23 protein-coding genes are annotated in these 26,920 nt (G+C 39.9%); 3 read left to right on the top strand and 20 right to left on the bottom strand.

Annotation, left to right across the window (positions count from 1 at the left end; genetic code table 11):
• The first annotated feature begins 42 nt into the window (after positions 1-42).
• Complete coding sequence (locus tag VCHSUH03_RS08500; RefSeq protein WP_105094728.1) at positions 43-660, top strand: hypothetical protein; 618 nt, start codon at positions 43-45, stop codon at positions 658-660.
• A gap of 95 nt (positions 661-755) precedes the next feature.
• On the opposite strand, the gene VCHSUH03_RS08495 is transcribed toward VCHSUH03_RS08500, so the two are convergent.
• The 18 genes from VCHSUH03_RS08495 to VCHSUH03_RS08410 all read right to left on the bottom strand — a co-directional run bounded on the left by VCHSUH03_RS08495 (position 756) and on the right by VCHSUH03_RS08410 (position 19,208).
• Positions 756-1,133, bottom strand: a complete 378-nt coding sequence (locus VCHSUH03_RS08495) for a PaaI family thioesterase (protein WP_105094727.1) — start codon at positions 1,131-1,133, stop codon at positions 756-758.
• Positions 1,130-2,281: an o-succinylbenzoate synthase gene (gene menC, locus VCHSUH03_RS08490; protein ID WP_105094726.1), complete on the bottom strand. Its 1,152-nt coding sequence runs from the start codon at positions 2,279-2,281 to the stop codon at positions 1,130-1,132. The genes VCHSUH03_RS08495 and menC overlap by 4 nt, the downstream gene beginning before the upstream one ends.
• A 7-nt stretch (positions 2,282-2,288) precedes the next feature.
• Positions 2,289-3,674, bottom strand: coding sequence for an o-succinylbenzoate--CoA ligase (menE, locus tag VCHSUH03_RS08485; protein WP_105094725.1), 1,386 nt, complete (start codon positions 3,672-3,674; stop codon positions 2,289-2,291).
• A 154-nt stretch (positions 3,675-3,828) separates the two neighbouring features.
• Positions 3,829-4,671: a 1,4-dihydroxy-2-naphthoyl-CoA synthase gene (menB, locus tag VCHSUH03_RS08480; protein ID WP_005387880.1), complete on the bottom strand. Its 843-nt coding sequence runs from the start codon at positions 4,669-4,671 to the stop codon at positions 3,829-3,831.
• 4 nt (positions 4,672-4,675) lie between these two features.
• Positions 4,676-5,536: a 2-succinyl-6-hydroxy-2,4-cyclohexadiene-1-carboxylate synthase gene (gene menH, locus VCHSUH03_RS08475; protein WP_105094724.1), complete on the bottom strand. Its 861-nt coding sequence runs from the start codon at positions 5,534-5,536 to the stop codon at positions 4,676-4,678.
• Positions 5,533-7,296: a 2-succinyl-5-enolpyruvyl-6-hydroxy-3-cyclohexene-1-carboxylic-acid synthase gene (gene menD / locus VCHSUH03_RS08470; protein WP_105094723.1), complete on the bottom strand. Its 1,764-nt coding sequence runs from the start codon at positions 7,294-7,296 to the stop codon at positions 5,533-5,535. The genes menH and menD overlap by 4 nt, the downstream gene beginning before the upstream one ends.
• Before the next feature lie 39 nt (positions 7,297-7,335).
• Positions 7,336-8,478: an isochorismate synthase gene (locus VCHSUH03_RS08465; protein WP_105094722.1), complete on the bottom strand. Its 1,143-nt coding sequence runs from the start codon at positions 8,476-8,478 to the stop codon at positions 7,336-7,338.
• A gap of 320 nt (positions 8,479-8,798) precedes the next feature.
• Positions 8,799-10,061, bottom strand: a complete 1,263-nt coding sequence (purD, locus tag VCHSUH03_RS08460; RefSeq protein WP_105090192.1) for a phosphoribosylamine--glycine ligase — start codon at positions 10,059-10,061, stop codon at positions 8,799-8,801.
• A 131-nt stretch (positions 10,062-10,192) separates the two neighbouring features.
• A complete protein-coding gene (gene purH, locus VCHSUH03_RS08455) occupies positions 10,193-11,722 on the bottom strand; it encodes a bifunctional phosphoribosylaminoimidazolecarboxamide formyltransferase/IMP cyclohydrolase (protein WP_105094721.1) in 1,530 nt (509 codons plus the stop codon).
• Positions 11,723-11,748: 26 nt separating this feature from the next.
• Positions 11,749-12,366: a phosphoribosylglycinamide formyltransferase gene (purN, locus tag VCHSUH03_RS08450; RefSeq protein ID WP_105090190.1), complete on the bottom strand. Its 618-nt coding sequence runs from the start codon at positions 12,364-12,366 to the stop codon at positions 11,749-11,751.
• Positions 12,359-13,420 (bottom strand): phosphoribosylformylglycinamidine cyclo-ligase, encoded by a 1,062-nt coding sequence (gene purM, locus VCHSUH03_RS08445; protein WP_105094720.1) that lies wholly within the window; start codon positions 13,418-13,420, stop codon positions 12,359-12,361. Before purM ends, purN begins: the two co-directional genes overlap by 8 nt.
• Positions 13,407-14,825 carry an amidophosphoribosyltransferase gene (gene purF, locus VCHSUH03_RS08440; protein WP_105094719.1) on the bottom strand — a complete coding sequence of 473 codons (1,419 nt, stop codon included), beginning with the start codon at positions 14,823-14,825 and terminating at the stop codon, positions 13,407-13,409. The genes purM and purF overlap by 14 nt, the downstream gene beginning before the upstream one ends.
• A gap of 9 nt (positions 14,826-14,834) precedes the next feature.
• A complete protein-coding gene (gene purC, locus VCHSUH03_RS08435) occupies positions 14,835-15,563 on the bottom strand; it encodes a phosphoribosylaminoimidazolesuccinocarboxamide synthase (protein WP_105090187.1) in 729 nt (242 codons plus the stop codon).
• A 66-nt stretch (positions 15,564-15,629) separates the two neighbouring features.
• Positions 15,630-16,121, bottom strand: a complete 492-nt coding sequence (gene purE, locus VCHSUH03_RS08430; RefSeq protein ID WP_105090186.1) for a 5-(carboxyamino)imidazole ribonucleotide mutase — start codon at positions 16,119-16,121, stop codon at positions 15,630-15,632.
• A gap of 433 nt (positions 16,122-16,554) precedes the next feature.
• Positions 16,555-16,995 carry a hypothetical protein gene (locus tag VCHSUH03_RS08425; protein ID WP_105094718.1) on the bottom strand — a complete coding sequence of 147 codons (441 nt, stop codon included), beginning with the start codon at positions 16,993-16,995 and terminating at the stop codon, positions 16,555-16,557.
• 11 nt (positions 16,996-17,006) lie between these two features.
• Positions 17,007-17,453, bottom strand: coding sequence for a hypothetical protein (locus VCHSUH03_RS08420; RefSeq protein WP_024064651.1), 447 nt, complete (start codon positions 17,451-17,453; stop codon positions 17,007-17,009).
• A 26-nt stretch (positions 17,454-17,479) separates the two neighbouring features.
• Positions 17,480-18,055 (bottom strand): xanthine phosphoribosyltransferase, encoded by a 576-nt coding sequence (locus VCHSUH03_RS08415; protein WP_105085269.1) that lies wholly within the window; start codon positions 18,053-18,055, stop codon positions 17,480-17,482.
• Positions 18,056-18,302: 247 nt separating this feature from the next.
• A complete protein-coding gene (locus tag VCHSUH03_RS08410) occupies positions 18,303-19,208 on the bottom strand; it encodes a LysR family transcriptional regulator (RefSeq protein ID WP_024064082.1) in 906 nt (301 codons plus the stop codon).
• Positions 19,209-19,485: 277 nt separating this feature from the next.
• Here VCHSUH03_RS08410 and VCHSUH03_RS08405 point away from each other — a divergent pair, with 277 nt between their 5' ends.
• Together VCHSUH03_RS08405 and VCHSUH03_RS08400 are read left to right on the top strand one after the other, a co-directional pair.
• A complete protein-coding gene (locus tag VCHSUH03_RS08405) occupies positions 19,486-23,226 on the top strand; it encodes a phosphoribosylformylglycinamidine synthase (RefSeq protein WP_105094717.1) in 3,741 nt (1,246 codons plus the stop codon).
• Positions 23,227-23,388: 162 nt separating this feature from the next.
• On the top strand, positions 23,389-24,624 hold the full coding sequence (locus VCHSUH03_RS08400) for an FprA family A-type flavoprotein (RefSeq protein WP_105094716.1): 1,236 nt from the start codon (positions 23,389-23,391) through the stop codon (positions 24,622-24,624).
• A 60-nt stretch (positions 24,625-24,684) separates the two neighbouring features.
• Here the strand turns inward: VCHSUH03_RS08400 and VCHSUH03_RS08395 are convergent, their stop codons facing one another.
• Complete coding sequence (locus VCHSUH03_RS08395) at positions 24,685-25,410, bottom strand: response regulator transcription factor (RefSeq protein ID WP_105085265.1); 726 nt, start codon at positions 25,408-25,410, stop codon at positions 24,685-24,687.
• Positions 25,407-26,906, bottom strand: coding sequence for a HAMP domain-containing sensor histidine kinase (locus VCHSUH03_RS08390; RefSeq protein ID WP_105094715.1), 1,500 nt, complete (start codon positions 26,904-26,906; stop codon positions 25,407-25,409). The genes VCHSUH03_RS08395 and VCHSUH03_RS08390 overlap by 4 nt, the downstream gene beginning before the upstream one ends.
• Positions 26,907-26,920: the final 14 nt, after the last annotated feature.

Here is a 26,920-nt window from a genome sequence, read left to right as displayed (position 1 = left end):
AGATGTGTATAAGAGACAGATAAAATACTTTGGAGCAATACAATGAAATCAAAATCACTTATAACCATCTTAATTATTGCTATTGTAGGTGCTTTAGCAGCAGCATGGTATTTCATGTGGTACATTCCCCACACACCAGCCTATACGCTAAAAATTATTCATCAAGCCGTACAAGATAAAGATGCCGATGAAGCCTTACGCCATATAGATACGAAATCTATTGTAAAAAATATATTAGAACGGGAAGGCAATAAATATATAGATACATCCAATCCATTTGGCAAAGCTACTATTGCAGCAGCTAAAACATTTGGTCCATCTTTAATTGAAGATGTGATGCGAAAATATATTGAAGATCCAGATAGCTTTAAATCTCAGCCAACTACAACAGACACTAACAATACGGCTCAAAGTGATGACAACATGTCCATGGTCGATCGCCTTGTAGATGGTCGTCTCTTCAAAGCGCATGATGTAGAGGTTAAAAATATCAAATCTGAAGACGATGGAGATACAGCTACCGTAACAGTAACAATCCAAAACAATAAAAAAAATATGACAAAAGATATACGCGTTTTGATGCGTCATTTAGGTGATGGCACATGGGTTATTTACGATATTCCAGACATGGAAGACTTATATACAGTAACTCGTAAGTAAAAAGTAATTAATAAGACATTCAAAACCATAAAAGGACAGTACATACTGAAATAGTATTTACTGTCCTTTTATCATTTTATATTACTTGTTATCTATTATCGATCAAAGTCCACAATAGCTAGTGTTACGGTTACTTGGGAAATAAGTCGCTCTGCATCGTCTAGCATATCAAAGCGCCACACATGGGACGTTTTCCCTTTTACCAGTAATGTGCCGTGAGCTGTTAAGGCCCCTTCACATCGTACAGGGCGCAAGTGATTGGCTGTTACAGATTGTCCTACACCAAATTTATCTGCCCCAATAAGTTCATTACTTATCATACCTGCAACGATTTCTGCAAAGGCTAAGGTGGCACCACCATTTAGATAGCCTTGAGGCTGTTTGTGGAATTCTCCTAAGTTCATTTTTGCAATGCATGTAGTATCGCTCGTCATACGAGGTGCTTCAATTTGTAAGGATTCTATTAAATTCATAGTGTTCGTTTCTCCACACAATACGCTTCTAATCTATCATCAAAAACAGTTACACCTAAGCCATCCCCATCAGGGACGTGCATAACCCCATCTTTAAATGTTAAATCTGGATAGATGAGATCTCGTTCAAAATATCTAGTAGAATCAGATAAATCTCCTGCCATATAGGAATCACCTAGAGCCGCTAGTTGAGCGTGCAACATTTTAGAAATGCCCGACTCTACCATGCTACCCACCCAATACGGAATATGACACTCTCTACAAAGATTAATAGCTGCTTTAGTAGGTACGAGACCACCCATACGGCCTACTTTTATGTTAAGTACATCAATTAGACCATATTCAATAGCATAGGATAAATCATCATAACCCAATATAGATTCATCTAAACAGATAGGCGTTTCAATATGCCAATCATCGTTGTTGAGGTGTTCCCACTTCCATTCCTTATAGGATTGAAGCGTTGTTATAGCAAAAGGCTCTTCTATGCAAGCTAACTTCAAATCGTTAAATTGACGGACCTTATCAATATCATCATAAGAATAGCTTTGATTTGCATCGGCTGCCAAGACTAAATCGGGGTAATGCTTACGTACTAAGGCTGCCCGTTCGTATCCATCTGTAGGATTCACCTTTAACTTGATGCGCTTACAACCATTTGCCACATGAGCTTCTACGGCAGCTAGCAATTGTTCCATCGGTACATCACCGATAACAACGCCGCTTTCAATGGTATCTTGTAAAGGCCGCCCCATAATATAGGAGACGGAGTTTACACCTAATCGCTCGCAATGAAGGTTAATCAATGCATTTTCTAAGGCCGCAATGGTCATAGGCATATGATCTCGATTTAGCCAAAACTGTAGCTGACGCACATAGGTCATGAGCGGCTTAGGGCGCATCAAACGGAGATTAAAAATATAGTCATCCACTAATTTTCGCCAGCATGTATCTACAGTTTCTGCTGTATAAAAGGGCTCTGTGAAAGCCACGCATTCCCCATAACCTACATAGCCTTGTTGATCCTCAATGCAAATGACGATAGTTTCTCGTTCTTTTACTTCACCTTTGGCAGTTTTAAAGTTAAACTTCAACGGCAGTTTAAGGCGATATGTAGTTATACTTTTAAAGTTTAAAATATCATTCATAGGCGCCTCAATCTTCTAAACACAGTTCATTACGCACAATTTTACCTGTGCCATTACGAGGTAATGCAGGTAAAATTTTTACATATTTAGGGATTTTATACTTTGCCAAAGAATTAGTCATAAAGGATAGAATCTCATCGATTGTCATGCTTTCATCATCGTGAAAAGTCACAAAGAGTGCTGGTACTTGGCCCCATTTAGGATCAGATACAGGTACAACCGCACATTCCTTCACCGCCGGCAATGTATAGACTAAATCCTCTAATTCCTTTGGATAAATATTTTCACCACCAGAAATGATGAGATCCTTGCGACGATTCAAAATATATACAAATCCATCTTCATCGACATAACCGATATCATCAGTATTAAGGTCACCATCGATAGGTTCCTTGCCGATATACCCAGTCATAACCATGGGACCCGTCAAATGGATTCCCCCTACTCCATCCGCATCAGGATTATCAATACGAACCTGCATCCCTGGTAATGGTTTTCCTACGGAATCTCGTTTATGAGGGTAATCCAATACAGAGAAGGTCACGCTTTGACTAAAGGTTTCCGTCATTCCATAGGTCTTGTAAATTGGTAAGGATTTCTTTTCACAAGCATCGATGAGTGCCATAGGGATGAACTCACCACCGAGCAAGATAACACGCAACTTATGATGTGTAATACTTGGCTCTAATTGAGTTAAAATAGTAGGCACTAAGGACATCATATTTATGTTCTCAGACTCTATAAGTTTGAGAACTTCAGCTTCATCATATTTAGGCAATATCGTAACAGCCGTACCATTATAAAGGGACCGCATTAAGATAGATAGACCACTTACATGGAATAATGGCAATACCATGAGCCAATTATCTTGTTCAGTTTTACCTAGCACCTCTTTAGAGGCTTGTACATGAGCTCTAATTTGCCCCCATCGAAGAGGAACAGACTTAAACTGCCCAGTTGTAGCACTGGTGTTCATGATGGCTGCAATTTCTCTATCTGCAAACATCCAGTCAAACGTATCCTCCAGCTTTACATCTGATAAAATACGTTCTAGCGATTCAAAAACAATAGTAGAAATAGATTGAGGCAATTGATCTCGACGCTCAATGCTGTGCAGTACAGTAGTAATATCTAACTGAGCTAATTGGTTTTCTATTTCCTTAGGCTTAAGATGTACATTCAGCAGTAGCACCTCTTTATGCACGAGCATAGTTGCCAATACATAGATTGCCATCGTCACGGAGTTATCAGATAAGATAGCTATACGAGTGGCTTCTAAAGGCTCTAATTTACGAGCTACATAGACTACGCCACGGTATATATCGTTATAGGTATATTCATTTATACATATGCGATTAGGATAGTGCTCAGCACCATAACGTAACCAGTCCATCGTCTCACCTCGTATCTAAACATGATTTCTAAAGATTAATCTCATATCCAAACATTATATCCTAGTGACATTACAAGAAAGGCGCCTCATATAGAGGCGCCCTTATTATTTTAAAATTAGTTAGTCCTCAATCTAGGACTAGTAACTCTCCCTATTAAGGGAATTTAGGGAATTGTTTGAAGTTCGGTTTACGTTTTTCTTTAAACGCATCACGGCCTTCTTTTGCTTCATCGATTGTGTAGTACATCAATGTAGCATCGCCTGCGAATTGTTGTAAGCCTGCAAGACCGTCTGTATCAGCGTTGAATGCACCTTTCAACATACGCAATGCCATTGGGGACAATTCAAGAATTTCGTTACACCATTGAACTGTTTCTTCTTCCAATTTGTCGAATGGTACAACACAGTTAACCATGCCCATTTCATAGGCTTGAGCAGCTGTGTATTGACGGCAAAGGAACCAGACTTCGCGAGCGCGTTTATGACCGATCATGCGAGCCAAGTAACCTGCACCATAACCAGCGTCAAAGGAACCTACGCGAGGGCCTGTTTGACCAAATTTAGCATTTTCAGAAGCGATTGTAAGGTCACATACGATGTGCAATACATGACCGCCACCAATAGCAAAACCGTTAACCATAGCGATAACAGGTTTTGGGATAACGCGAATCAAACGTTGCAAATCAAGAACGTTTAAACGAGGAACATTATCTTCGCCTACATAACCACCATGACCGCGTACACTTTGGTCGCCACCAGAGCAGAATGCTTCTTTATCTTCACCTTGACCGTGGTTAGCACCTGTCAATACGATTACGCCTACTTCGTTATCTTCACGAGCTACTGTGAAAGCATCGATTAACTCCATAACAGTTTTAGGACGGAACGCGTTACGTACCTGTGGGCGATTAATAGTAATCTTTGCAATGCCATTATATGTTTCGTAAATTACATCTTCATAATTACGATCCAATACTTTCCAATCAAATTTGCTCATGGACTTAACCTTTCTTCTGTAAAAAATCTAACACCGCTTGTTCAAATAGTTGCGGTTTTTCTATATGCACATTATGCCCCGCCCCTTCGACGACGACATGCGTAAAGTTTGGCAACTTGCCAAATACATCTCTTCCTATTGTAGTATATTTTGTATCTAATGCGCCACTCACATATAAGCCTTCAACAGAGAATTTTTCTAATTCATCTCCTATATAAGGCATGACACCCTGGCCTGAGCCACGCAAGGTACATGCTAAGGCGTACGTACTATTATTGGAACGACGTAAATAGATTAATTCCTCTACCTCGTCTGAAAGTTGTTTTTGACTTTCAAAAATAGGTGCCTCCGCCCAACGTGTCGCAAACCACGCACCATCATGATTTTCAATGTGAACCGCTAGCTCTTCATCGGCCTTACGACGCTTCGCTCGCTCATCATCAGAAGCGATACCTACAGATCCACTTTCAAGAATAAGCCCTTTGATTTCACTTTCATATTGCAAAGCGTAGGAAAGGGCAATGCGGGCCCCCATGGAGTACCCCATGAGATAATATCTATCTCCCACCATATGATAAATAACGGTATGCAAATCCTCTATCATTTGAGGAATCGTATAGGCCTTATCTTCATCAGGAATATCGGAATCCCCATGACCAATCAAGTCGATACGGACCACGCGATAGCCGGGAAGATTAATAGCATCCCAAGTATAGCTCGATTCAGAGAAGCCATGGAAGCACACAATAGGTTCTCCATCGCCAACCACAGTCAAACCGTAGCGGTATTCTCCTAAATCAAAGTACATGCGTTGAGCTGGATTACACAAAGCATTATCTACAATACTGCAAAAATACTGACTCATAGTAATGCCTCCATATCAACTGAAACCTTCGTATATTTCTTATGCAATTCTCTGCTATATTCCCTATTTGTAGGGATTTCAATGATATGAACGCCTGATTCTGAGCTAACCTTAGCTAGTATAGCACTCAATTCATCGGGACTCGCGATTTTAGTATAACCACAGCCATAAAGTTTAGCGGCCCCGCTATAATCTAAGCCTTGCGATGTAGAGAACAAGTAATCAAAATGCTTTGTCCCCTTTTGAGGTAAGTATTCAAAAATACCGCCTCCATCATTATTATGCAAAATAATTGTCAAATTGAGATTATCCGTTTTGGCTACTGCTAATCCATTTAAATCATGGAACAAAGACAAATCACCAGTTACAAGATATGTAGGCAGACCATTTGTGGCAAGACCTAAAGCAGTAGAAATGGTACCATCAATACCATTTACACCGCGGTTGCCATACAATACGGCGGTAGACTCACCACTAAACCAAAAGTAATCAAAGTCTCGAATACTCATACTATTGGCAACAAGTACTTGTGCATCACTGGAAATATGTTGCTGTAACTCGCGTATCGTACGACCTTCAAAACAACTTGGTTCCTCTAATGCTGTACCTAGTTTCTCTTTTCCTGCTGTTTCTAAATACTGCCATTTACCAAGATATGCTGGGGAATCATTTTGTACACCATACAGATTCATAAATACATCAATACTTGCTTGCATGTACATAGTAGTTTTACCCGTTGGATTCATGGAGTCCATCGTAGGGTTAACCTCAATGTATTCTACATTATTCCAACTCGCCACCATCTGTTGTACTCGTTTAGACACAACGATTTGTCCGAACTGAATTACGCAATCAGGCTTTAGTATAGGCCATAGCTCTTTATCCGCTAAAAATGCATCATATGTAGAAATAACAACCTTACTAGTATCGATACAATCCTTGTCACTATGACTACCAACTGAGTTTAAGCATCGTCTTATATTAGACAATGGATCTGCCAAGATAGGTGCTTGTAGCGTTGTAGCAAAAGAAAGAATATTGTTAGCTTCCACAACATCTACCTGTGGTCCAGCTAGTATAAGAATATTCTTATATTGTCCGAGGAAGCTATCCTTATTGCTACTAGTATTGTTTACATGACTGCTATGACTTGTATTATCATAGTTACAGCCACTATTATAATGTGGCTTAACTACGTTAAAGGGGCTACGTCCCGCTTCAAAGTGTTTACTGTCTAGTTCAGGTACTAAGGGCTCAAAGAGAGGCACATTGATGTGTACTGGCCCTTTTTTAGTATCCATAGCTTTCATATACGCTTTTCGCGCTACTTGGCGTGGATATGTATAGTAATGAGATTCTTGAGGCACAGCTAATTCTTCAAAATAATTGACCGCAGTACCAAAGATTTTGTGCTGATCTACAGTCTGAGGAGCCCCTACATGCAATAGTGTATGAGGTCTATCAGCAGACAGTACAACGAGTGGAATCCCAGTATATTGAGCTTCTAAAATAGCTGGCAAATAATGGGCCACAGCCGAACCTGAGGTACAAACGAGTACAGTCGGTTCTTTATGAGCCTTTGCAATGCCAAGAGCCATAAAACTAGCAGAGCGCTCATCTATATTCATATAGGTTTCAAATCCTTCATGCTCCTTGAACAGCATGGCCATCGTCGTAGAACGAGAGCCAGGGCTAAACACGGCATGACGGACGCCGAGTTGGTAGAACTCGTCTACCAAGGCAGCAATATATTCATTCATTATATTCCCTTTCAAACACCCCTAAAGGTACGGAAACAATTATAAAGCATCCAAGATGGTGCGCATTTTATTATTAGTTTCAGCATATTCTTCATCCGCATTAGAATCGGCTACAACGCCACATCCTGCATAGGCATATAATACATTATCCATGATAAGAGCAGATCGAATAGCAACCACAACGATGCCGTCCCCCATATCTTTCATAAAGCCAAAAGGTGCTGCATACATACCACGCTCATGGGATTCATACTTTTGTAATAAGGCTAGTGCCTTTTCTCGAGGTTCACCACCAAGGGCTGGTGTAGGGTGTAACAATTTAGCCCATTCCACAAGAGATTTTGTACTATCCTTTGCGGTAATTATGGTTCGCAAATGATAGAGGTGAGATAACTCCATAATGCCTGTTTCCCCAACCATAACATGTGGAGTAATTTGTTTCATCGTATTCACGATACGATTGCGAACGATATTATGTTCTACAAGATTTTTCTTATTAGTTAGTAATTGTTCCTTAGTCCACGCATTAGGACCATCCTTTGGAGCAGTGCCCGCTAAGGCATAGCTTAATATTTCACTGCCACGATGGCGGACTAAAATTTCTGGCGATGCCCCTACAAAGGTACGCCCATCCTTTTCGTAGCCAAAGATAAAGCAATTTGGATTATTATCCACCAAATTAGCCAAGATACTTGCCACATTATATGGTGTATCACTAGTGAATTCTACCTCACGAGAGGAAACGACCTTAGTCATTTCACCGCTGCTAATACCTTTGGCAATAGCATTCATTAAACGGTTCCAATCCGCCTTATCATCACTAGTCTCCTTGTAATTATGGCGAATAAGGGGCACTTCAAAATCCTCGATAGGAACACTTTCACCAGCATGGAGATAGAAGGATTCTCCGTTTTCTACGATGTAGTAATGGGTGAAAGCAATCATTTCATGCCCCATACCAGACCATTTAGGGTCTTTTAGAGTATCAAAAAAAGTATCCCCATAAAATACATACGCATAATTATGGCGATCGTCATCATCTTTAACCGTCGCTAGACGTTTAGCGCCTACAACGATGCGGTCACTTTGGCGATCCACCCAAAACACGCGTTCTTCATTGGGGAAATTCATCCAAAATGATACCGGACTATTCAGTTTTAACGGTTCTTTGTTATATTTCATAGTTGTATGTCGCTATACGAAAAATAGACTATAGTAAAAACACCTAATATGTAGAAGATGTACTTCTACATATTAGGCGCCATCAATAGGTTTCAAAATTTTTGAGATGAGCCTAACGCCATCACACGTCGATGGGCCCTCTTTATATCTACATTATTATAACATAGGTAACCATTAAAAGGTAGAAAATAAAAACCTCTACATCACATGTAATATGCATGAGTGTAGAGGTTTTGCTCTGTTCAAAACGTTTTTTTGCTGTATTTAAAACGCTGTTACTGTATTTAAAACGCTGTTACTGTATTCAAAATACTTTTTCTTTATTTGAAAGCTTTCGCCCCAATATCTGTACGGTATTGCATACCCTCAAAATCAATGTGTTCTATACGGCCATAAGCTCTATCGAGCGCCGTTCTAAGGTCTTTACCAAGACCTACTACGCCAAGAACTCGGCCGCCATTTGTGACATATTCGTCTCCCATAAGTTTTGTACCAGAGTGGAATACGATGGTTGTATCATGTTGTTTAATATCACCATGAATCACATCACCCTTGGAGGATGTTTCAGGATATCCTTTAGAAGCAAGAATGACACAAGCTGCCGAGGAATCTTTCCATTTCACCATATCAGCTGTTAATGTGCCTGTGGCACAAGCCATCATAATTTGACCTAAATCACTATCAAGTAATGGCAATACAACTTGTGTTTCTGGATCGCCAAAGCGTGCATTAAATTCTACAACCTTAGGACCTTGAGGCGTAATCATAAGGCCTGCATAGAGACAACCTACATAAGGCATGCCCTCTTTTTGCATGGCCTCTACCATAGGTTCTAAGATTGTTTTCATCGCTTCATCTCGTAATGCATCAGTAAGAACTGGTGCAGGTGCATAGGTCCCCATACCGCCGGTATTAGGGCCTTTATCGCCATCAAAGATGCGTTTATGATCCTGGGAAGCAATCATGGGAACTACTGTTTTACCATCTACAAAGGCAAGTAAACTCGCCTCTTCACCTTCCATGAACTCTTCGATAACTACGGTACTACCGGCCTCTCCAAAACGGTTTCCACTGAGCATATCTTCTACAGCTGCATTTGCTTCGTCAATAGTCATAGCCACTACAACGCCCTTGCCAGCCGCTAAACCATCAGCTTTCACTACGATAGGAGCACCTGTTTGAGCGATAAATTCTTTTGCTTCATCCACCTTGTGGAATACACCATAGGCAGCAGTCGGTATGTTATATTTTTTCATAAGGTCTTTGGCAAATACCTTTGAGCCCTCTAGTTGAGCAGCTGCTTTAGATGGGCCAAATACAGGAATTCCAGCTGTATTGAGTGCATCTGCTAGTCCTGCTACAAGAGGAGCCTCTGGACCAACAACGACTAAATCAACGTGATTATCTTTCAAAAAACGAATTAAATGATCGCTTTGCTGCCAATCAATGCCGACTAGCTCTGCACAATCTGACATGGCCGCACTGCCAGGAATGGCATATACCTTTGTTACGCTAGGGCTGATGGACAATCGCCATGCTAATGCATGTTCGCGGCCGCCGTTACCGATTACACATACGTTCATAAGTCCTCCATCGACGCCTAAACGCCATCAATACATCATTTATGTAAGCACCTATATCCTCTATAATCATCATTACACATTAATGATTACGAGCTAGTGCTCGACTGTAACCCTCAATTATGCTAGACAAATTAATGTTTAAAGTGACGAATACTTGTAAATACCATGGCAATTCCTGCTTCGTCAGCTGCTTTAATGGATTCTTCATCGCGAATGGATCCACCTGGTTGGATAATGGCTGCAATACCATGCTTTGCCGCCGTTTCTACAGTATCCCCAAATGGGAAGAACGCATCAGATGCTAATACGGCGCCTTTTGCGGCTTCACCAGCTTGTTCAAGGGCAATTTTTGCAGACCCAACGCGGTTCATTTGACCAGCCCCAACACCGAGGGTACGTTTTTCATTGGAGATCAAAATGGCATTGGATTTTACGTGTTTCACGAGCTTCCAAGCAAATTCGAGGGCTTTCCATTGTTCCTCTGTTGGCTGCACCTTTGTAACCACTTTATAGTTAGCCCGGTCTTCTTGAATTTCATCTTCTGTTTGAACTAATAGACCACCAGAAACCTTTTTCACTGTTACTTGGCCAGATTCAGGCTTAGATAACTGGATGAGGCGAATATTTTTCTTTCCTTCAAGGATTTCTAATGCTTCTTTTGTGAAAGCAGGTGCCATAATGACTTCTAAGAAAATTTTGCTCATTTCTTCTGCAGTAGCTGCATCGACTTCACGGTTTAAAGCTACAATACCACCAAAGGCAGATACGGAGTCTGCTTCGTAAGCATTTACATACGCATCATGCAAGGTAGCCGCTGTAGCCGCACCGCAAGGGTTTGTATGCTTAATAATACAAGCTGCAGGATCTGTAAACTCCCACACCATGTTCCAAGCCGCTTCCATATCTACGATATTGTTATAGGAGAGCTCTTTACCATGGAGTTGTTTTAACGCGCCCATACCATGAGCTGTACCAATTTCTTTGTAGAATGCCGCTTTTTGATGCGGATTTTCGCCATAGCGAAGGTCTGTTACCTTTTCATAAGCACTTAAATATTCAGGTGGTGTAGGGCCTTCATTTAAGACACCACTCATATAGTTAGCAATAGCTACGTCATAAGCGGCAGTATGAGCAAAGGCTTCTTTCGCCAAACCAAAGCGATATTCTTTAGTCAATTCGCCATGTTCTTTAAGCATTGCTAAGATTTTATCATAATGGTTTGGATTTACAACGATGCCTACGTACGCATGATTTTTTGCAGCAGAGCGCACCATGGTAGGGCCACCGATATCGATATTTTCAATAGCTTCCTCTAAGGATACATTTGGTTTTGCAATGGTTTCACGGAATGGGTAGAGATTGACTACAACAAGGTCGATTGGTTCAATACCATGATCAGCCATAGCTTGTTGATGCTCCGCATTATCACGGATTGCTAAAATGCCACCATGAACCTTTGGATGCAAGGTCTTAACACGGCCATCCATCATTTCAGGAAAACCTGTTAAAGACTCTACGGCTTTTGCTACAATGCCCGCATCAGTAATCGCTTTAAGCGTACCACCTGTTGAATAAATAGTTACACCTAATTCAACTAAACCTTTCGCAAAATCTACAATACCTGTTTTATCTGAAACACTAAGAAGTGCATTTTTAATCATGTAACGTCTTCCTTTGCTTTCATAAATCAATCTTCAATATAAACAACTCTCCCTTTTATAGTGAGCTTGTCTTCACAAAATAGCCGTAACGCCTCTTTATATGTTTTATGTTCTATAGGTAATAATCTATCACTTAAGGTTTCCTCTGTATCATCGGGTAATACAGGAACCGTATTCTGCATGATAATTGGGCCTGTATCCATTCCTGCATCTACAAAGTGTACCGTACACCCCGTTATCTTTACACCTGCATCGATGGCTTGTTGATGACCATGAAGGCCTGGAAATGATGGTAACAGAGCAGGATGAATATTTAATATACGATGTTCATATCGCTCTATCAAAGGAGCACCTACAATGCGCATATAGCCTGCCAAGACGATACCATCAATCTTATAAGGCTCTAAAGCATCTAGTTGAGCCTGTTCGAAGCTAGCTTTAGAATCATAGTCGCTACGTTCCATAACAATAATTGGAATATTCCAAGATTTGGAACGTTCCACAATTCCGGCTGTACCATGATCTGTAATGATTACAACAAATTCACCATTAATATAGCCTTCTTGCATAGCCTTATACAAGGCTTCCCCATTGGAGCCACGACCACTAGCAAAGAGGGCTAACCGCTTTTTAGAATTACACATCAAACTCAGCCCCTTTAAGGACAACTGGCCCATCACCACTTACGATGCGGCCAATTTCATATACCATTTCACCACGACTAGAAAGGTTTTCTTTAACCGTTTCTACATCCTTTCGATTAACGATAACAATCATACCAATGCCCATGTTGAAAGTACGGTACATTTCAGGCCAAGCAACATTACCCCATTCTTGTAGTTTTGTAAATACAGGTAGTCGTGGCCATGTAGTGACGTCTACCTCTGCAGTAACACCTTTTGGCAATACGCGAGGAATATTTTCATAGAAGCCACCGCCGGTAATATGAACCATGCCTTTTACAAGCTGTTGTTCAATCAATGGCAATACAGCTTTAGGATATAAACGAGTAGGCGTCAATAATTCTTCGCCTAAGGTTTTATCAAACTCTGGAATTTCTGTATCGATAGATAATTGTTTATGGTCGAATACAATTTTACGAACCAAGGAGAAGCCATTGGAATGTACACCAGACGATGGCAAACCTAAAATCACATCGCCAGCTTTGATGCTTTCACCAGTTATCAATTTAGGGCGATCAACGATACCAACGGCAAAACCAGCTACATCGTAGTCATCGTTATCGTAGAACCCAGCCATTTCAGCAGTTTCACCGCCTAGTAAAGCACATCCGGACTCTTCACAAGCTTCAGCCACACCGCGCACAATATCTGCTACTTTAACAGGATCAAGTTTACCAACTGCAATGTAATCGAGAAAGAATAAAGGTGTTGCACCTTGTACAAGAATATCATTAACGCTCATAGCTACGCAGTCTTGGCCAATAGAATCATGTTTATCCATCATAATAGCGAGACGCAATTTTGTACCTACCCCATCCGTACCAGATACGAGCATAGGCTCAGACATAGCGTGACCAGCTAAGGAATAGAGTCCCCCAAAGCCACCTAAATCACCTACAACACCAGGTGTATAGGTGCGTTTTACAGATTCTTTCATCAATTCGACAGCGCGATTACCTGCATCAATATCAACGCCTGCATCGCGATAGGTTAAACTAGTTTTATTCGAGCACATATTTGACCCCTTCCTCTTGTTCCGCAGGAATCTCTACACTGTAATCACCATTAAAGCAAGCAAAACATAAATCATTAGGCGCTATATCAGATACAGCACGACATAAGCCTTCACGAGATAAATAATGTAATTTGTCAGCATGAATATAATCTTTTATTTCATCTACTGTATGTGTAGCAGCAATTAGCTCTTTACGCACCGACGTATCAATACCGTAATGGCAGGAATACTCAATTGTTGGTGAGCTTACACACATGTAAACCTCTTTAGCACCTGCTTCTTTTAGCATCTTAACAATGATACCACTCGTAGTACCGCGAACGATAGAATCATCGATAAGGACAATCCGTTTACCCCCTACAATGTGGGGCAATGCATTAAGCTTCATACGAACAGCTAATTCCCGCTCCTCTTGATTTGGCTTGATAAAGGTACGACCACTATAACGGTTTTTCACTAAGCCTTCTGCAAATGGTATGCCCGATGCACGAGCATAGCCTAGTGCAGCTGTAGTGCCAGAGTCAGGAATAGACATAACAATATCCGCATCGTACTTTGTTTCGTTATATAATTCTCGTCCCATATTAAGACGAGATTGATATACCGATTGACCATCGATATGGCTATCGCCACGAGCAAAATAGATATATTCAAAGACGCAAAGCTTTTTGTCGATTTTTTCTGGTTCTGCGTAGATTGTGCTACGCACACCAGAGTCATCGATAATTACCATTTCACCTGGATCGATGTGACGAATAAACTCGGCTTTTATAGCATCTAAGGCACAGCTTTCACTAGAAAGGACATAGCCATTAGCCGTTTTACCTAAACAAAGAGGTCTAAAGCCTTGGGGATCACGCACACCTACCAAGGAGTCGTTCGTAGTAATAACAAGAGAAAAGGCTCCTTCAATTTGACGTGCTGCATCGGCAATGCGTTCCTCTTGTGTCTCAGCTTTAGATCGAGCAATGAGGTTTACGATAACCTCAGAATCCATAGTCGTTTGGAATATAGATCCATCTGCTTCAAGGCGTTTGCGAATAGCTAAAGCATTCGTTAAATTACCATTGTGAGCTACCGCAATTTGACCACCTTGGTAATGAATTACTAAAGGTTGGATATTGCGTGGATTATTGGACCCTGTTGTGGAGTACCGCACATGACCAGTCCCCATATGGCTTGGTAAGGATGGTAGTTCTTTAATGGCCTCAGTCAACAAGCCCATACCTTTTTTTAGTTCTACATCATGACCATCGGTGACGGCAATGCCCGCGCTTTCTTGACCACGGTGTTGGAGCGCAAAGAGTCCCCAATATACATAGCGTGCTACATCAATGGTTCTATCATAGACACCAAATACACCACACTCTTCATGCCATTTATCAAAAACTGGATCGTAGTTCATTGTGCCCCCTTAGGCGCGTTCGCCAGTAAGACGGAATAACATTTCCTTGTACGCTTCTTCAATATTGCCAAGATCTCGACGGAAACGGTCTTTGTCGAGTTTTTCACCTGTTGTAGCATCCCAGAAACGGCATGTATCAGGAGAGATTTCATCGCCTAATAATACTTCACCATTATGTGTACCAAATTCTAATTTAAAATCTACAAGAGTTACATTTTTAGTAGCCAAGAATTTTTTCAAAATATCGTTTACTTTTAACGTGATAGTAGAGATTACATCAAGTTGTTCTTGCGTAGCCCAGCCAAGTGCTGTGATTTGGGATTCGTTGGCAAATGGGTCACCTAATTCATCATTTTTGTAGCAGAATTCAAGGATTGGATGTTTAAGAGGAGTACCTTCTTCAATACCAAAGCGTTTAGCCATAGAACCAGCTGCAATGTTGCGAACGATAACTTCTAAAGGAATGATATCCAATGTAAGTACTGTTTGATTACGATCATCTTCACGACGAACGAAATGAGTTGGAACGCCTTCTTTTTTCAATAATTCAAAGAAGAAAGAAGAAATCTTATTGTTCAATACGCCTTTGCCAAGGATGGTATCATGTTTTTCACCGTTAAATGCAGTAGCATCATCTTTGTAATGAACGATGTACTCGTCTTTGTTATCTGTTTGATATACTTGTTTTGCTTTACCTTCGTACAATAATGTTAATGTTTCCAAGTCGATGTTAGCCATGATGTGTCTCCTTTTACTCTTATCTATTCAAAGATGTATAAATGATGATGTAAACGCTTCAAACGATTATAGTTTAATGGCACCTTGTAATTCAGAATTGTCCGCTAATACTTTTTCAGCCATATCTTTGCGATACTGTACATATCGGTCTTTCAAGTCTTTGTTGAAAGCTGCTCCAATTTGGACTGCAAAAAGTGCTGCATTTTTAGCACCATCTACAGCCATAGTTGCTACAGGCATACCAGATGGCATCTGAACAATAGCAAGCAAGGAATCGATACCTTTTAAAGCTGTTGCATTAAGAGGAATTCCGATAACAGGCAATGTAGTGAAGCTAGCTACTACACCTGGTAAGTGGGCCGCTGCACCAGCACCAGCTATAAAAGCGATGGCCCCTTCATCTTCAAGTCGTGTAACAAAATCCTTTACAGCTTCAGGTGTACGATGAGCTGAAGCGATTACCATTTCATAAGGAATGTTAAATTCATCAAGTACGGCAGATGCCTTTTTCATTGTGTCTAGGTCAGACTTGCTGCCCATAATAATACCGACCTTCATAGATCCTCCTAATAAAAAAGCCCAGCCTAAACAGACTGGGTCAAATGCGCACAAATAGCCTCCGTAGACTTGCTTTGAGTTTGTTGATTTGCATAGTTCACGGTGCTACCTCCTTCTTGTACACAAATTGTAACACCTAACATTTACAAAATCAACACAATTTTCGAATATTATATAATTAATTATTTTTATTATTCGTTATATTCCGAACTATTTGAAAATATCAATTTTAATTATATCAACTTTATTCAACTTGGTTGATTACAAATCCCCTCTCAACTTGTACAAAAATATCCTTGCAATAAACGCACTATTTCACACCATATATATATTTTCCACAAAAACAAAAGAGGGTATTCTATCTATAAAGATAGAATACCCTCTTTTATTTAATTTCCGAACATTACGCTCATTAATATATATTTGTTATTGATTAGTGAGTACCACTTTCAAAAGCAGCTTTCAACTCACCTACAGCTTCAGGTACATAATCTACAATAGAAGACATCAATGCATACATTAATGCAGGTTCAAACGCATCATCACCACACATATATACGCAGTCCAAATATAGACTAGAATCTTGTTCATCAATATATAGTTTATAGTTTTTGTATGTCGCATTGTCACGGTTAATCAAAGCATTCAAGGCATTCATATTTTGTGCAGTTACCTTTTCAGGGCCCAACACCAAACGAATAACACTGTAAATACTGTTATCAAGAATGACAAATAACGGCATATCCCACAACGGGGATTTAATGTAAGAACGGTATACAACAGTACCGTCTTCATCATCAAAATCCTTACGTTCAAAGGATGTGATTTCTTCGTCTTTTAAAAACTTATCAAATAATAACGCTTTAGGATTCATAACAACCTCTATTAAGCTAAACCAGCTACTTTAAGAATGCCTTTATGCACAGCATCTAAGTGTGGTTGAACAACTTCAAGCAATAAATTAACTACTACTGTAGGATCAAACTGTTCTGTCAAGCCAGGAACAGATACATCCATATAGATGTTATTGTCTTCATTGCTTACATAGTATTTAGATACTTTATAATCTTGATTCAATGTGTTAAGTTCTTTTAACACAGCAGGAATCACTTTTTCATCAATAGATGTGGTTGTGATAGCTATGCGAGCATAGGAGAATGCAGAATCATCCACAACGATGAATACAGGCAAGCTATGCTCATGAACATCCAAACGGCCGTGATAAACGACTGTATGAAGATCGTCTGTCATTTCTTCCTTTGTAAACCAAGAGTTACCACCTTTGTTTAGGTCAGCGATGAGTAAGTCGAATTTTTCTGCTTTTTGATTCATAATTCCCTCTACAAATAATCAGACTATTAGTCTTCGATAAATACACAACCATTGTCTTTAAATTCTTTAATACGAACTAAAGACTCTACACGATAACCTGCATGTTCAAGGCGTTCGCGACCAGGTTGGAAGGATTTTTCGATAGCAATAGCCATACCTACCACTTCATCACCTGCGTCTTCTACCAATTTAGCAAGGCCCATAGCCGCCTCACCAGATGCCAAGAAGTCATCGATGATTAACACTTTTTCACCAGCTGGCAAGAATTTTTTAGAAATAGTAATATCGTAGTTTTCTTCTTTTGTGTAGGAGTACACCACACTATGATATACATCGTCTACCATAAGAATAGATTTTTTCTTACGCGCAAATACTAATGGCACATCAAGTTCAAGCGCAGCCATCAATGCCAATGCAATGCCAGATGCCTCAATAGTAACAATACGTTGTACCCCTGCATCACGGTAACGATCAGCAATTTCTTTACCAATTGCTTTAAACAATTGTGGATCGATTTGATGATTTAAAAAACCATCGACTTTTAGCACGCGATTATTGAGGACAATCCCCTCTTCACGAATGCGTTGTTTTAATAATTCCATGTGCTCTTACCTCCGCAGTATAACTATCTTTAAATTTTAACGTAAATAACCCCTTAGGGTCAACCTATATCAAGTAAAAGCCTTAACAATATGACTAATACAATAACTATCAAAGAGACTTAAAAACTTTCAACTCTGAATTATAAAATTCAACAGGTTTATAACAATATAATATAGCACAGATAAGACTAGCCTAAAATATAAAAAGACACACTTTCTGAAATCTCTCAAAAAGTGTGTCTTATAATTATAAGACCTTATCACGAGTGCTTTCACGATTAATAAGCAAGGATGTGAAGCGCGCCGCCCCTTCAGATTGAGGTACCAAACGAGAACGGACAAGTACAATATCACGGGTTGGTACAGGAATATCTGTATCGATACGCACGATGGAGCCTTCTTGCATCTTTTGTTGCACTACATGGTTAGGCAACATGGAAATGCCCATATTAATTTCTACAAGATCGAGCAATACATCGACGCTACCAAGTTCAAAACGAGGCTTACGGCATGCGCCATGTGTTACTTCATCAAAGAAGGTACGGCTCGCAGAGCCCTTATGTAATAATAAGATAGGCTCGTTAAGTAAGCGACCTTGATCAAAGAAGCCTGCCCCTTTATAGTCAGGGCCACCAACAAATACATCTTGAATTGTAGCCAATGTAGTGACCTCCAATTGAGGATTATCGCGTAAACCTTCATAATCATTGACCACTGCTAGCTGCGCTTCTTTATTAAGTACTAACTCTACGCAATCAGGAGATGGACGATTAATAATATGTAACCCTATTTCACTTTCTTGCAATTGCCATTTATGGAAATAGGGCAATAAAAAATGGCGACATAATGTATCTGTAGCAGCAAGGTTTAAACTTTCATAAGCTTGACTCACCCGTTCTTGTAATTGAGTAACGCCATTATCAAGAATGGAAAAGGCCTTAGCTACCGTATCAAATAACTCCTTACCTTCCGGCGTGAACCCTACAGATTTTGTAGTGCGCACAAAAAGAGGCATATTAAGTTCGCCTTCTAATTGCTTAATACTTTGGCTAATAGCGGATTGAGAAACGCCTAACTCTTTTGCGGCACGAGAAAAGGATAAATATAAGCCTACCCCTAAAAAGGTTCTATATAAATCTGCCGATACTGCCATTTTAGTCACCTCTGTTATATACTAATAGTGCTAATAGTAATGTCTTACTTTTAAATATACATATTATTTACTATATTATAATTATAAACTCTCAATATATAATGAATATGTAGAAATCTTCATGAAAGTTAGGTCTTATGACCTTCATGAACCTTTCATATTTATTAGTATTTCTAATCTTTTCATAAGTAAGATTATCTTTACTTATAAGTCTAGACCGACTATACTTAATTTGTCAATATCCCACAGGGAATTATATACATTACAGGAGGCTACAATGGCTATACAACGATTATTCGTAACAAAACGAGAATCTTTCAAGCAAGAAGCACAACGCATGTTACATACCTTGCAACAGGAATTATCTATGCCTGTTACAGGTGTTACCATTTATGAACGATATGATATTGAAAATTTAGATGCAAAAGATTTAGAAGCTGCAAAAAATCTAATTTTCTCCGAACCTCCTGTAGATACAGTATTAGAAGAAATTCCGGCTGTACAAGGTTTCATATTCGCCGTTGAGTATGTACCAGGGCAATATGATCAACGTGCTGATAGTGCTGAGCAATGTATTTCTATGCTAACCCTTACATCCGGACATGTTGTTCGCTGTGCCCGTGTATTTGCTATCGAAGGTACTTTCACAAAAGAACAAGAAAATGCCATCAAAGCATACTACATTAACCCAGTTGATTCCCGTGAAGCAAGCCTTGAATTACCTAATACTTTGGCTCTCAATTTAGAGGACCCAAAACCAGTGGCAACTATCGATGGCTTTACGACAATGAGCGATGCTGAGTTAGAAGGACTTATCAAAAATTATGGTCTTGCTATGACATTAGCGGACCTTCAAATGATTAGACAACAATATGCAGAGGTAGAACACCGGGATCCTACGATTACAGAAATTCGCCTCTTCGATACATATTGGTCCGACCACTGCCGTCATACCACATTTATGACAGAGTTAACGGATATCTCTATCGAAGCGAGTCGCTTCACAGGCCCTATTGAAGAAGCCCTCGAAGAATACATGGAAGGTCGTGCTGAGCTCTATACAACTAAGAAAAAAGCTCGTTCCCTCATGGACATGGCAACACTAGCCGTAAAAGAATTGCGCCATGCTGGTGGTTTAACAAATCTCGATGAATCTGATGAAATCAATGCATGTACTATCATCGTTCCTGTCGATGTAGACGGAAAAACTGAAGAATGGTTGTTATTATTCAAAAATGAAACCCATAATCACCCTACTGAAATCGAACCATTCGGTGGTGCTGCTACCTGCTTAGGCGGTTGTATCCGCGATCCATTGAGCGGCCGCGCCTATGTATACCAAGCAATGCGCATCACTGGCTCTGGCGACCCACATACGAGCCTTGAAGATACATTAGAGGGTAAATTACCACAGAAAAAAATTACTCAAGAAGCTGCACGTGGTTACTCCTCTTACGGCAACCAAATCGGTCTTGCTACAGGTGAGGTAAAAGAATATTACCATCCTGGCTACGTAGCAAAACGCATGGAAATTGGCGCTGTTATCGGTGCAGCTCCACGCAATCAGGTGCGCCGCGAAGTACCCGTTCCAGGCGATGTTGTAGTATTACTGGGCGGTAAAACTGGTCGTGATGGCTGTGGTGGTGCTACAGGTTCTTCTAAAGAACATACCGTAGAATCCCTTTCTACATGCGGCGCAGAAGTACAAAAAGGCAATGCCCTTACAGAACGTAAAATTCAACGCCTCTTCCGTCGCGGTGAAGTGACTACACTTATCAAACGTTGTAATGACTTTGGTGCAGGCGGTGTCTCTGTTGCTATCGGTGAATTAACAGATGGCGTAACTATTAATCTTGATTTAGTGCCTAAAAAATACGCTGGCCTCGATGGTACAGAACTAGCCATTTCTGAATCTCAAGAGCGCATGGCTTGCGTTATCTCCGCTACCGATGTAGATGCATTCAAAGCTTATTGCGATGAAGAGAACTTAGAATGCACAGTCGTAGCAGATGTAACCGATACAAATCGTCTAATCATGAACTGGAATGGCGAAACAATTGTAGACATTAGCCGCGACTTCTTAAACACAAATGGTGCAAGCCAACAACAAGAGGTAATTGTAAAAGCTCCAGCAGATCGTTCTTACTTCTTACGTGGTTCTTCTACTGCAGATAACTTCAAAGAAAAATGGCTTGCAGCCGTATCCGATTTAAATACAGCCTCTCAACAAGGTTTAGCAGAGCGCTTTGATAGCACTGTGGGTGCTAACACAGTACTCATGCCATTTGGTGGCAAATTCCAAAAGACACCTACTCAAGGTATGGTCGCCAAATTACCTGTATTAAATGGTGAAACTACTACAGCTAGCATCATGACTCACGGCTTTGTACCTGAATTATCCGACTGGAGCCCATACCATGGTGCTCAATATGCAGTGCTATTATCTGTTGCTAAGTTAGTAGCTCTTGGCGGTCGCCGTGAAGATGCATACTTAACATTACAAGAGTACTTTGAACGCCTTAACTCAAAAGAATCTTGGGGTAAACCTGTAGCAGCCCTCCTCGGCGCTTATAAAGCACAAAAAGAACTTGAAATTGGCGCTATTGGTGGCAAAGACTCTATGAGCGGTACATTTATGGACCTTACAGTTCCTCCAACGCTCGTATCCTTTGCGGTTGGTACAGCTCATGTAGACAATATCGTAAGTCAGGACCTTAAAGGCGTAGATCATCGCCTCGTATTCTTCGATGTGCCTCGCATGTACGACGACACTCCAGATTGGGATCGTTTCAAAGAAAATTGCGATACCTTGCAAGAACAAATTGAAAAAGGTCGTGTTTACTCTGCTTATGTAGTTGAACAAGGCGGCATCCCTGAAGCTGTCACAAAAATGGCCCTCGGCAACAACATCGGTGTTAAATTCGATAAATATGCTGAACGAGGTATTTTCCAACCTGCTCTTGGTGCATTTATCGTAGAGGTAGATATTAAAGCTGTTAACTATCTCTTAGAGCTACCAGGTTTAAAAGTAATCGGTGTAACACAAGCAAATCCAGTTATTGAATGGGCGGATCAATCCGTATCACTCAAGGAGATCCAAGCAACTTATGAAGCTCCACTCAACGATATATTCCCTATGCATGCTCCAAATGGCTCTGGAGAAGCAGTAGCGTACATCCATGATCAACACGCTAAACCTCGCAGTACATCCTTAGGTGCCAAACCTAAAGTTCTCATTCCCGTATTCCCTGGTACAAACTGCGAATTTGATGCGGCTCGTGCCTTCGAACGAGCTGGGGCCGAAACAGATATTGTAGTAATTCGAAACCAAACACCAGAACAATTAAAAGAATCTATCGACGTAATCAAAGCTAAATTAGCAGAATCTCAAATTCTTATGTTCCCTGGTGGTTTCAGTGCTGGCGACGAACCAGATGGTTCTGGTAAATTTATGGCTACCCTCTTCCGTAATCCATACCTTGCTGAAGGCCTAGAAAATCTCTTGTACAAACAAGATGGCCTTGTACTTGGTATTTGTAACGGATTCCAAGCACTTATCAAATTAGGCTTGTTGCCAGGTGGTCATATTGAAACCTTAACTGCTGACCATTCTACTTTGACGTACAACACCATTGGTCGTCACTTGTCTCGTATGGTTAACACTAAAGTTATTTCTACAAAATCTCCTTGGATGAGCGATGCTAAAGCAGGCGAAATCTACACTGTACCTATCTCTCACGGTGAAGGTCGCTTCATCGCATCCCCTCAACAAGTATTGGAATTCAATAAAACTGGTCAAATTGCTACACAATATGTAGACTTTGACGGCATCGCATCCATGGATAGCCGCTTCAACCCTAACCAATCTGTAGCTGCTATCGAAGGTATTTATAGTCCTGATGGTCGCGTATTCGGTAAGATGGCTCACTCCGAACGCTGTGGTGTTGGTATTAGCAAAAATATTCCTGGCCAATTAGAAATGCCAATCTTTACATCTGGTGTAAAATACTTCAAATAATTTATGACTATTCTTTCATGTGAAAGCCTACTCCTTGGGGTAGGCTTTTCAATATTGATTTTTTTCGAAAATATTAGTATTATAAGTTGATGATATATTTACGAACATGAGAATTCGTGTAAACCTATACATAACAAATGTGAGTTAAGAAAGGATTTTATTATGCATTGTGCTCAGAAAATGACCCATAATATCTACTGGATTGGTAGTAATGACTGGACTACAGAACGTTTTGAAAACTTATTCCCTATTCCAAATGGTGTTAGCTATAATAGCTATTTCATCGACGATGAAAAAACTTGCGTTGTAGACTCTGTTGATGCAGAAATTCGCGAAGAATACTTTGATAACTTGACTCATCTATTAAATGGTCGCGACCTTGATTACATCATCGTAAATCATATGGAACCAGACCATTGCCAAACATTGTTGGAAACATTGGAACGCTATCCAAACTGTAAAATGGTTGGTAACGCTACAACATTCCGCATGTTTGAACAATTCTACAATTCTCCAAAACCTGATCAATACTACACAGTAAAAGAAGGCGACGAAATCTGCCTAGGTAAACATACACTAGTTTCCTACACTATGCCTATGGTTCACTGGCCAGAAGTAACTTGTACATATGAAAAATCTACTGGTACATTATTCTCTGCAGATGCTTTCGGTACATTCGGTACAGTTAACGGTAACATCTTTGCAGACCAAACTGATTACGTTGCTACCTACGAAGATGAAGCTCGTCGTTACTACACAAATATAGTTGGTAAATACGGTCCTCAAGTACAAAATGCAATCCGTAAAGTTTCTGGTCTTGACATCAAGCGTATTGCTCCACTTCATGGTCCTATCTGGCGTACACCTGAAACTATCGATTATATCTTGCGCAAATACTTGCACTGGTCCAGCTACACAGCTTGTAAAAAAGGTGTTGTTATTGCCTTCGGTTCTATGTATGGTAACACTCGTGCTATTGCACAACAATTGGCTAAGCAATTGTCCAAACGCGGCGTCACAGATATCAAAATCTACGATGTTTCCAAAACTAATGCTTCCTACATCATCGCTGATGCTTGGAAATACACTAACTTGGTAACAATTGCACCTACATACAATTTGAACCTATACCTTACTATGGAAAACTTCATTCATGAATTGAAAGCACTTAACTTCCAAAACCATAAGGTATCCATCATTGGTAACCACTCTTGGGCATCTGCTGCAATGAAAACAATGGTTGCCCACTTTGAAAACGACTTCAAAGATATTGAAATCGTATCCGAACCACTTGATATCAAATCCTCTTTAAAACCAGAAGATCTTCCAAAAATCGAAAAAATGGCAGACGATATCAAAGCATCCATCGATGCAGCTGAAATTAAAGAAGTATTATAATTGAATAGAAAAAGCTAGAGGCTCGTAGACAAGAAAATCTATGAGCCTCTAGCTTTTTTTCTATTTAATTATTTTATAATTGTCCCATTGGTGAAATCGATACCCTACGCCCCATACGGTATCTATATATTGTTCACCATTATATTTCTTATCCACCTTTATACGCAATCGATTCACGTGAACCATAACCGTAGATGTTTCACCAAAAGAATCTGCCTCCCACAGCCTTTCATAAATCTCTTCTTTAGTAAATACACGGCTTGGATGTGTAGCTAAAAGGACTAGAATCTCGTATTCTCTTGGTGTTAAAGGTACAACCTCATCATGAAGTAGTACCATACGGGATGCCAAATTAATTTCAAGGTGCCCTGCTGTAATCTTAGGTTCTTCAACTTTCACAGGAGATGCAGTAGAGGCTAGTATTCTTTCAAAACGTTGAATGTGAGATTTTACACGTGCTACAAGTTCTACAGGGCTAAAAGGTTTGGTTAAATAATCATCTGCTCCTATTCCTAACCCTCTAATTTTATCAATATCTTCACGTTTAGCACTAACCATTAGAATCGGTACTTCCTTCTTCATACGGATATCTTTACATATGGAGAATCCATCCTTTTTAGGAAGCATTATATCTAGGATAATACAGCTATAATCATTTTGTATGGCTTTTTCTACCCCCGTCACGCCATCAGTGGCAATCTCGACTTCAAACCCTTCAATCTCTAAATAATCCCTTTCCAACTCGGAAATTCCTTTATCATCTTCTATGATCAAGATTTTTTTCATGCTTCCTCCAACTCTGTCATAATTGGAAATTCCATAATAATCGATAGACCGGAACCATTCAAACCCTTTTCGGCCCAAATTTCTCCATCCATATCCATTACAATTTGTTTTACAATGGCAAGACCTATCCCATTCCCGTTAGCCACTTCACTACGGGCCTCATCGGTGCGGAAAAATATGTCAAATAGTTGATTTAATGATGCTTCTGGTACACCTATTCCATTATCGGTAATGGTAAGGCGAACCCTATGATTCTGATAGACAGTGCTAACATTAATCTTAAGTGGATCTGTACTCCTATATTTCCAACTATTGGAAAATATATTATCCAGTATTCGTACAAATTGTTTTACATCAGTTCTAACAAGTTGGTCAGATTCACCATAAGACTCTACCAGTATAATCCCTTTATCTTCAAAATCTCCTTTATGTCTTTCTATATATTCAGAAATAACTTGATTCAAACTAACTGGTCTATAATCATACACAATCTGCCCAAGCTCAAGCTTTGAAAAATCAGACAGCATAGATACTAATTTCTCAATATTACCAGCCATAATATATATCATTTGTACATAATGAGTTTGCTTTTCTGGAGTTCGTGCAACACCATCTAAAATACCACTTGCATAGCCCTTAACAGATGTAAGCGGTGTTGCAATATCATGGCAAATGCCTGCAATCATTTGCCTCCGTTTCTCTTCATACTCTTCACGCAATTGCTTTTCTCTGGCTAAGGATCTTTGCATATTATTAAAAGCCTCACAAGTTTCTCCTAACTCATCATGATAGGTCACTTTAATAAGACTAGGTGTAACCCCTTTCTTAATATCTATAGCAGCCCTTTGAAGATATTGTAAAGGTAATAAAATTTGCTTAGACAAGCGATTGGCAATATAAATACCACCAAATACAGCCGATGCCACTACTAAAGCAAGAGCTAGTCCAAATAGAAACTCTACCAGTACCTTCTCATCTGTTTCATGTCCCATCGATTTTGCCATAAAGGGGATGTGTCCCGCTCCAATGACCAACATACCGTCACCATAACGATTAACATATGTCAATCGATCACCATCCCATTCATAGTATCTACTATCATTATCTGTAATCAATCCTATTTTCTTGAAAGTAGACACTATATGCTCACCATCACTGTCAGGTGTCATATATAGTACCGTATCATCTTTCATAATAACAACATCAACGCCTTGCGCTTCTATAACAGATGTATTATTACGTAAGCTAAACACAGTCGTGTCTTTAGATAATAACTTTTTATTTATTTGTTCTAGTTCGAATTGAAGGATTTGAGATTGTATCGTACTAGGTGCTAACATCATCCAAGAGCGCTGCTCTATAGGGTTAGAAAACCGCAACAAACTCCAAATACCACCAACCAGTAGGAATAGTGTAATAAGTGGTATCACTAGCATTAATAAATTACTGAGCAATAATTTATATTGTACCTTTAGGTTTTGAAACCATGTATTCATAAAAACCTCCTTTA

It is taken from the genome of Veillonella infantium, assembly GCF_002959895.1.
In the GTDB taxonomy this organism is placed as follows: Bacteria; Bacillota; Negativicutes; order Veillonellales; family Veillonellaceae; genus Veillonella; species Veillonella infantium.
This window is presented reverse-complemented; position numbering and strand designations above follow the sequence as displayed.

Excerpts from the sequence above, each read along its gene's own strand:
- VCHSUH03_RS08500 (WP_105094728.1), top strand. The coding sequence starts at position 43 with ATGAAATCAAAATCACTTATAACCATCTTAATTATTGCTATTGTAGGT.
- VCHSUH03_RS08495 (WP_105094727.1), bottom strand. The coding sequence starts at position 1,133 with ATGAATTTAATAGAATCCTTACAAATTGAAGCACCTCGTATGACGAGC.
- menC (WP_105094726.1), bottom strand. The coding sequence starts at position 2,281 with ATGAATGATATTTTAAACTTTAAAAGTATAACTACATATCGCCTTAAA.
- menE (WP_105094725.1), bottom strand. The coding sequence starts at position 3,674 with ATGGACTGGTTACGTTATGGTGCTGAGCACTATCCTAATCGCATATGT.
- menB (WP_005387880.1), bottom strand. The coding sequence starts at position 4,671 with ATGAGCAAATTTGATTGGAAAGTATTGGATCGTAATTATGAAGATGTA.
- menH (WP_105094724.1), bottom strand. The coding sequence starts at position 5,536 with ATGAGTCAGTATTTTTGCAGTATTGTAGATAATGCTTTGTGTAATCCA.
- menD (WP_105094723.1), bottom strand. The coding sequence starts at position 7,296 with ATGAATGAATATATTGCTGCCTTGGTAGACGAGTTCTACCAACTCGGC.
- VCHSUH03_RS08465 (WP_105094722.1), bottom strand. The coding sequence starts at position 8,478 with ATGAAATATAACAAAGAACCGTTAAAACTGAATAGTCCGGTATCATTT.
- purD (WP_105090192.1), bottom strand. The coding sequence starts at position 10,061 with ATGAACGTATGTGTAATCGGTAACGGCGGCCGCGAACATGCATTAGCA.
- purH (WP_105094721.1), bottom strand. The coding sequence starts at position 11,722 with ATGATTAAAAATGCACTTCTTAGTGTTTCAGATAAAACAGGTATTGTA.
- purN (WP_105090190.1), bottom strand. The coding sequence starts at position 12,366 with ATGTGTAATTCTAAAAAGCGGTTAGCCCTCTTTGCTAGTGGTCGTGGC.
- purM (WP_105094720.1), bottom strand. The coding sequence starts at position 13,420 with ATGTGCTCGAATAAAACTAGTTTAACCTATCGCGATGCAGGCGTTGAT.
- purF (WP_105094719.1), bottom strand. The coding sequence starts at position 14,825 with ATGAACTACGATCCAGTTTTTGATAAATGGCATGAAGAGTGTGGTGTA.
- purC (WP_105090187.1), bottom strand. The coding sequence starts at position 15,563 with ATGGCTAACATCGACTTGGAAACATTAACATTATTGTACGAAGGTAAA.
- purE (WP_105090186.1), bottom strand. The coding sequence starts at position 16,121 with ATGAAGGTCGGTATTATTATGGGCAGCAAGTCTGACCTAGACACAATG.
- VCHSUH03_RS08425 (WP_105094718.1), bottom strand. The coding sequence starts at position 16,995 with ATGAATCCTAAAGCGTTATTATTTGATAAGTTTTTAAAAGACGAAGAA.
- VCHSUH03_RS08420 (WP_024064651.1), bottom strand. The coding sequence starts at position 17,453 with ATGAATCAAAAAGCAGAAAAATTCGACTTACTCATCGCTGACCTAAAC.
- VCHSUH03_RS08415 (WP_105085269.1), bottom strand. The coding sequence starts at position 18,055 with ATGGAATTATTAAAACAACGCATTCGTGAAGAGGGGATTGTCCTCAAT.
- VCHSUH03_RS08410 (WP_024064082.1), bottom strand. The coding sequence starts at position 19,208 with ATGGCAGTATCGGCAGATTTATATAGAACCTTTTTAGGGGTAGGCTTA.
- VCHSUH03_RS08405 (WP_105094717.1), top strand. The coding sequence starts at position 19,486 with ATGGCTATACAACGATTATTCGTAACAAAACGAGAATCTTTCAAGCAA.
- VCHSUH03_RS08400 (WP_105094716.1), top strand. The coding sequence starts at position 23,389 with ATGCATTGTGCTCAGAAAATGACCCATAATATCTACTGGATTGGTAGT.
- VCHSUH03_RS08395 (WP_105085265.1), bottom strand. The coding sequence starts at position 25,410 with ATGAAAAAAATCTTGATCATAGAAGATGATAAAGGAATTTCCGAGTTG.
- VCHSUH03_RS08390 (WP_105094715.1), bottom strand. The coding sequence starts at position 26,906 with ATGAATACATGGTTTCAAAACCTAAAGGTACAATATAAATTATTGCTC.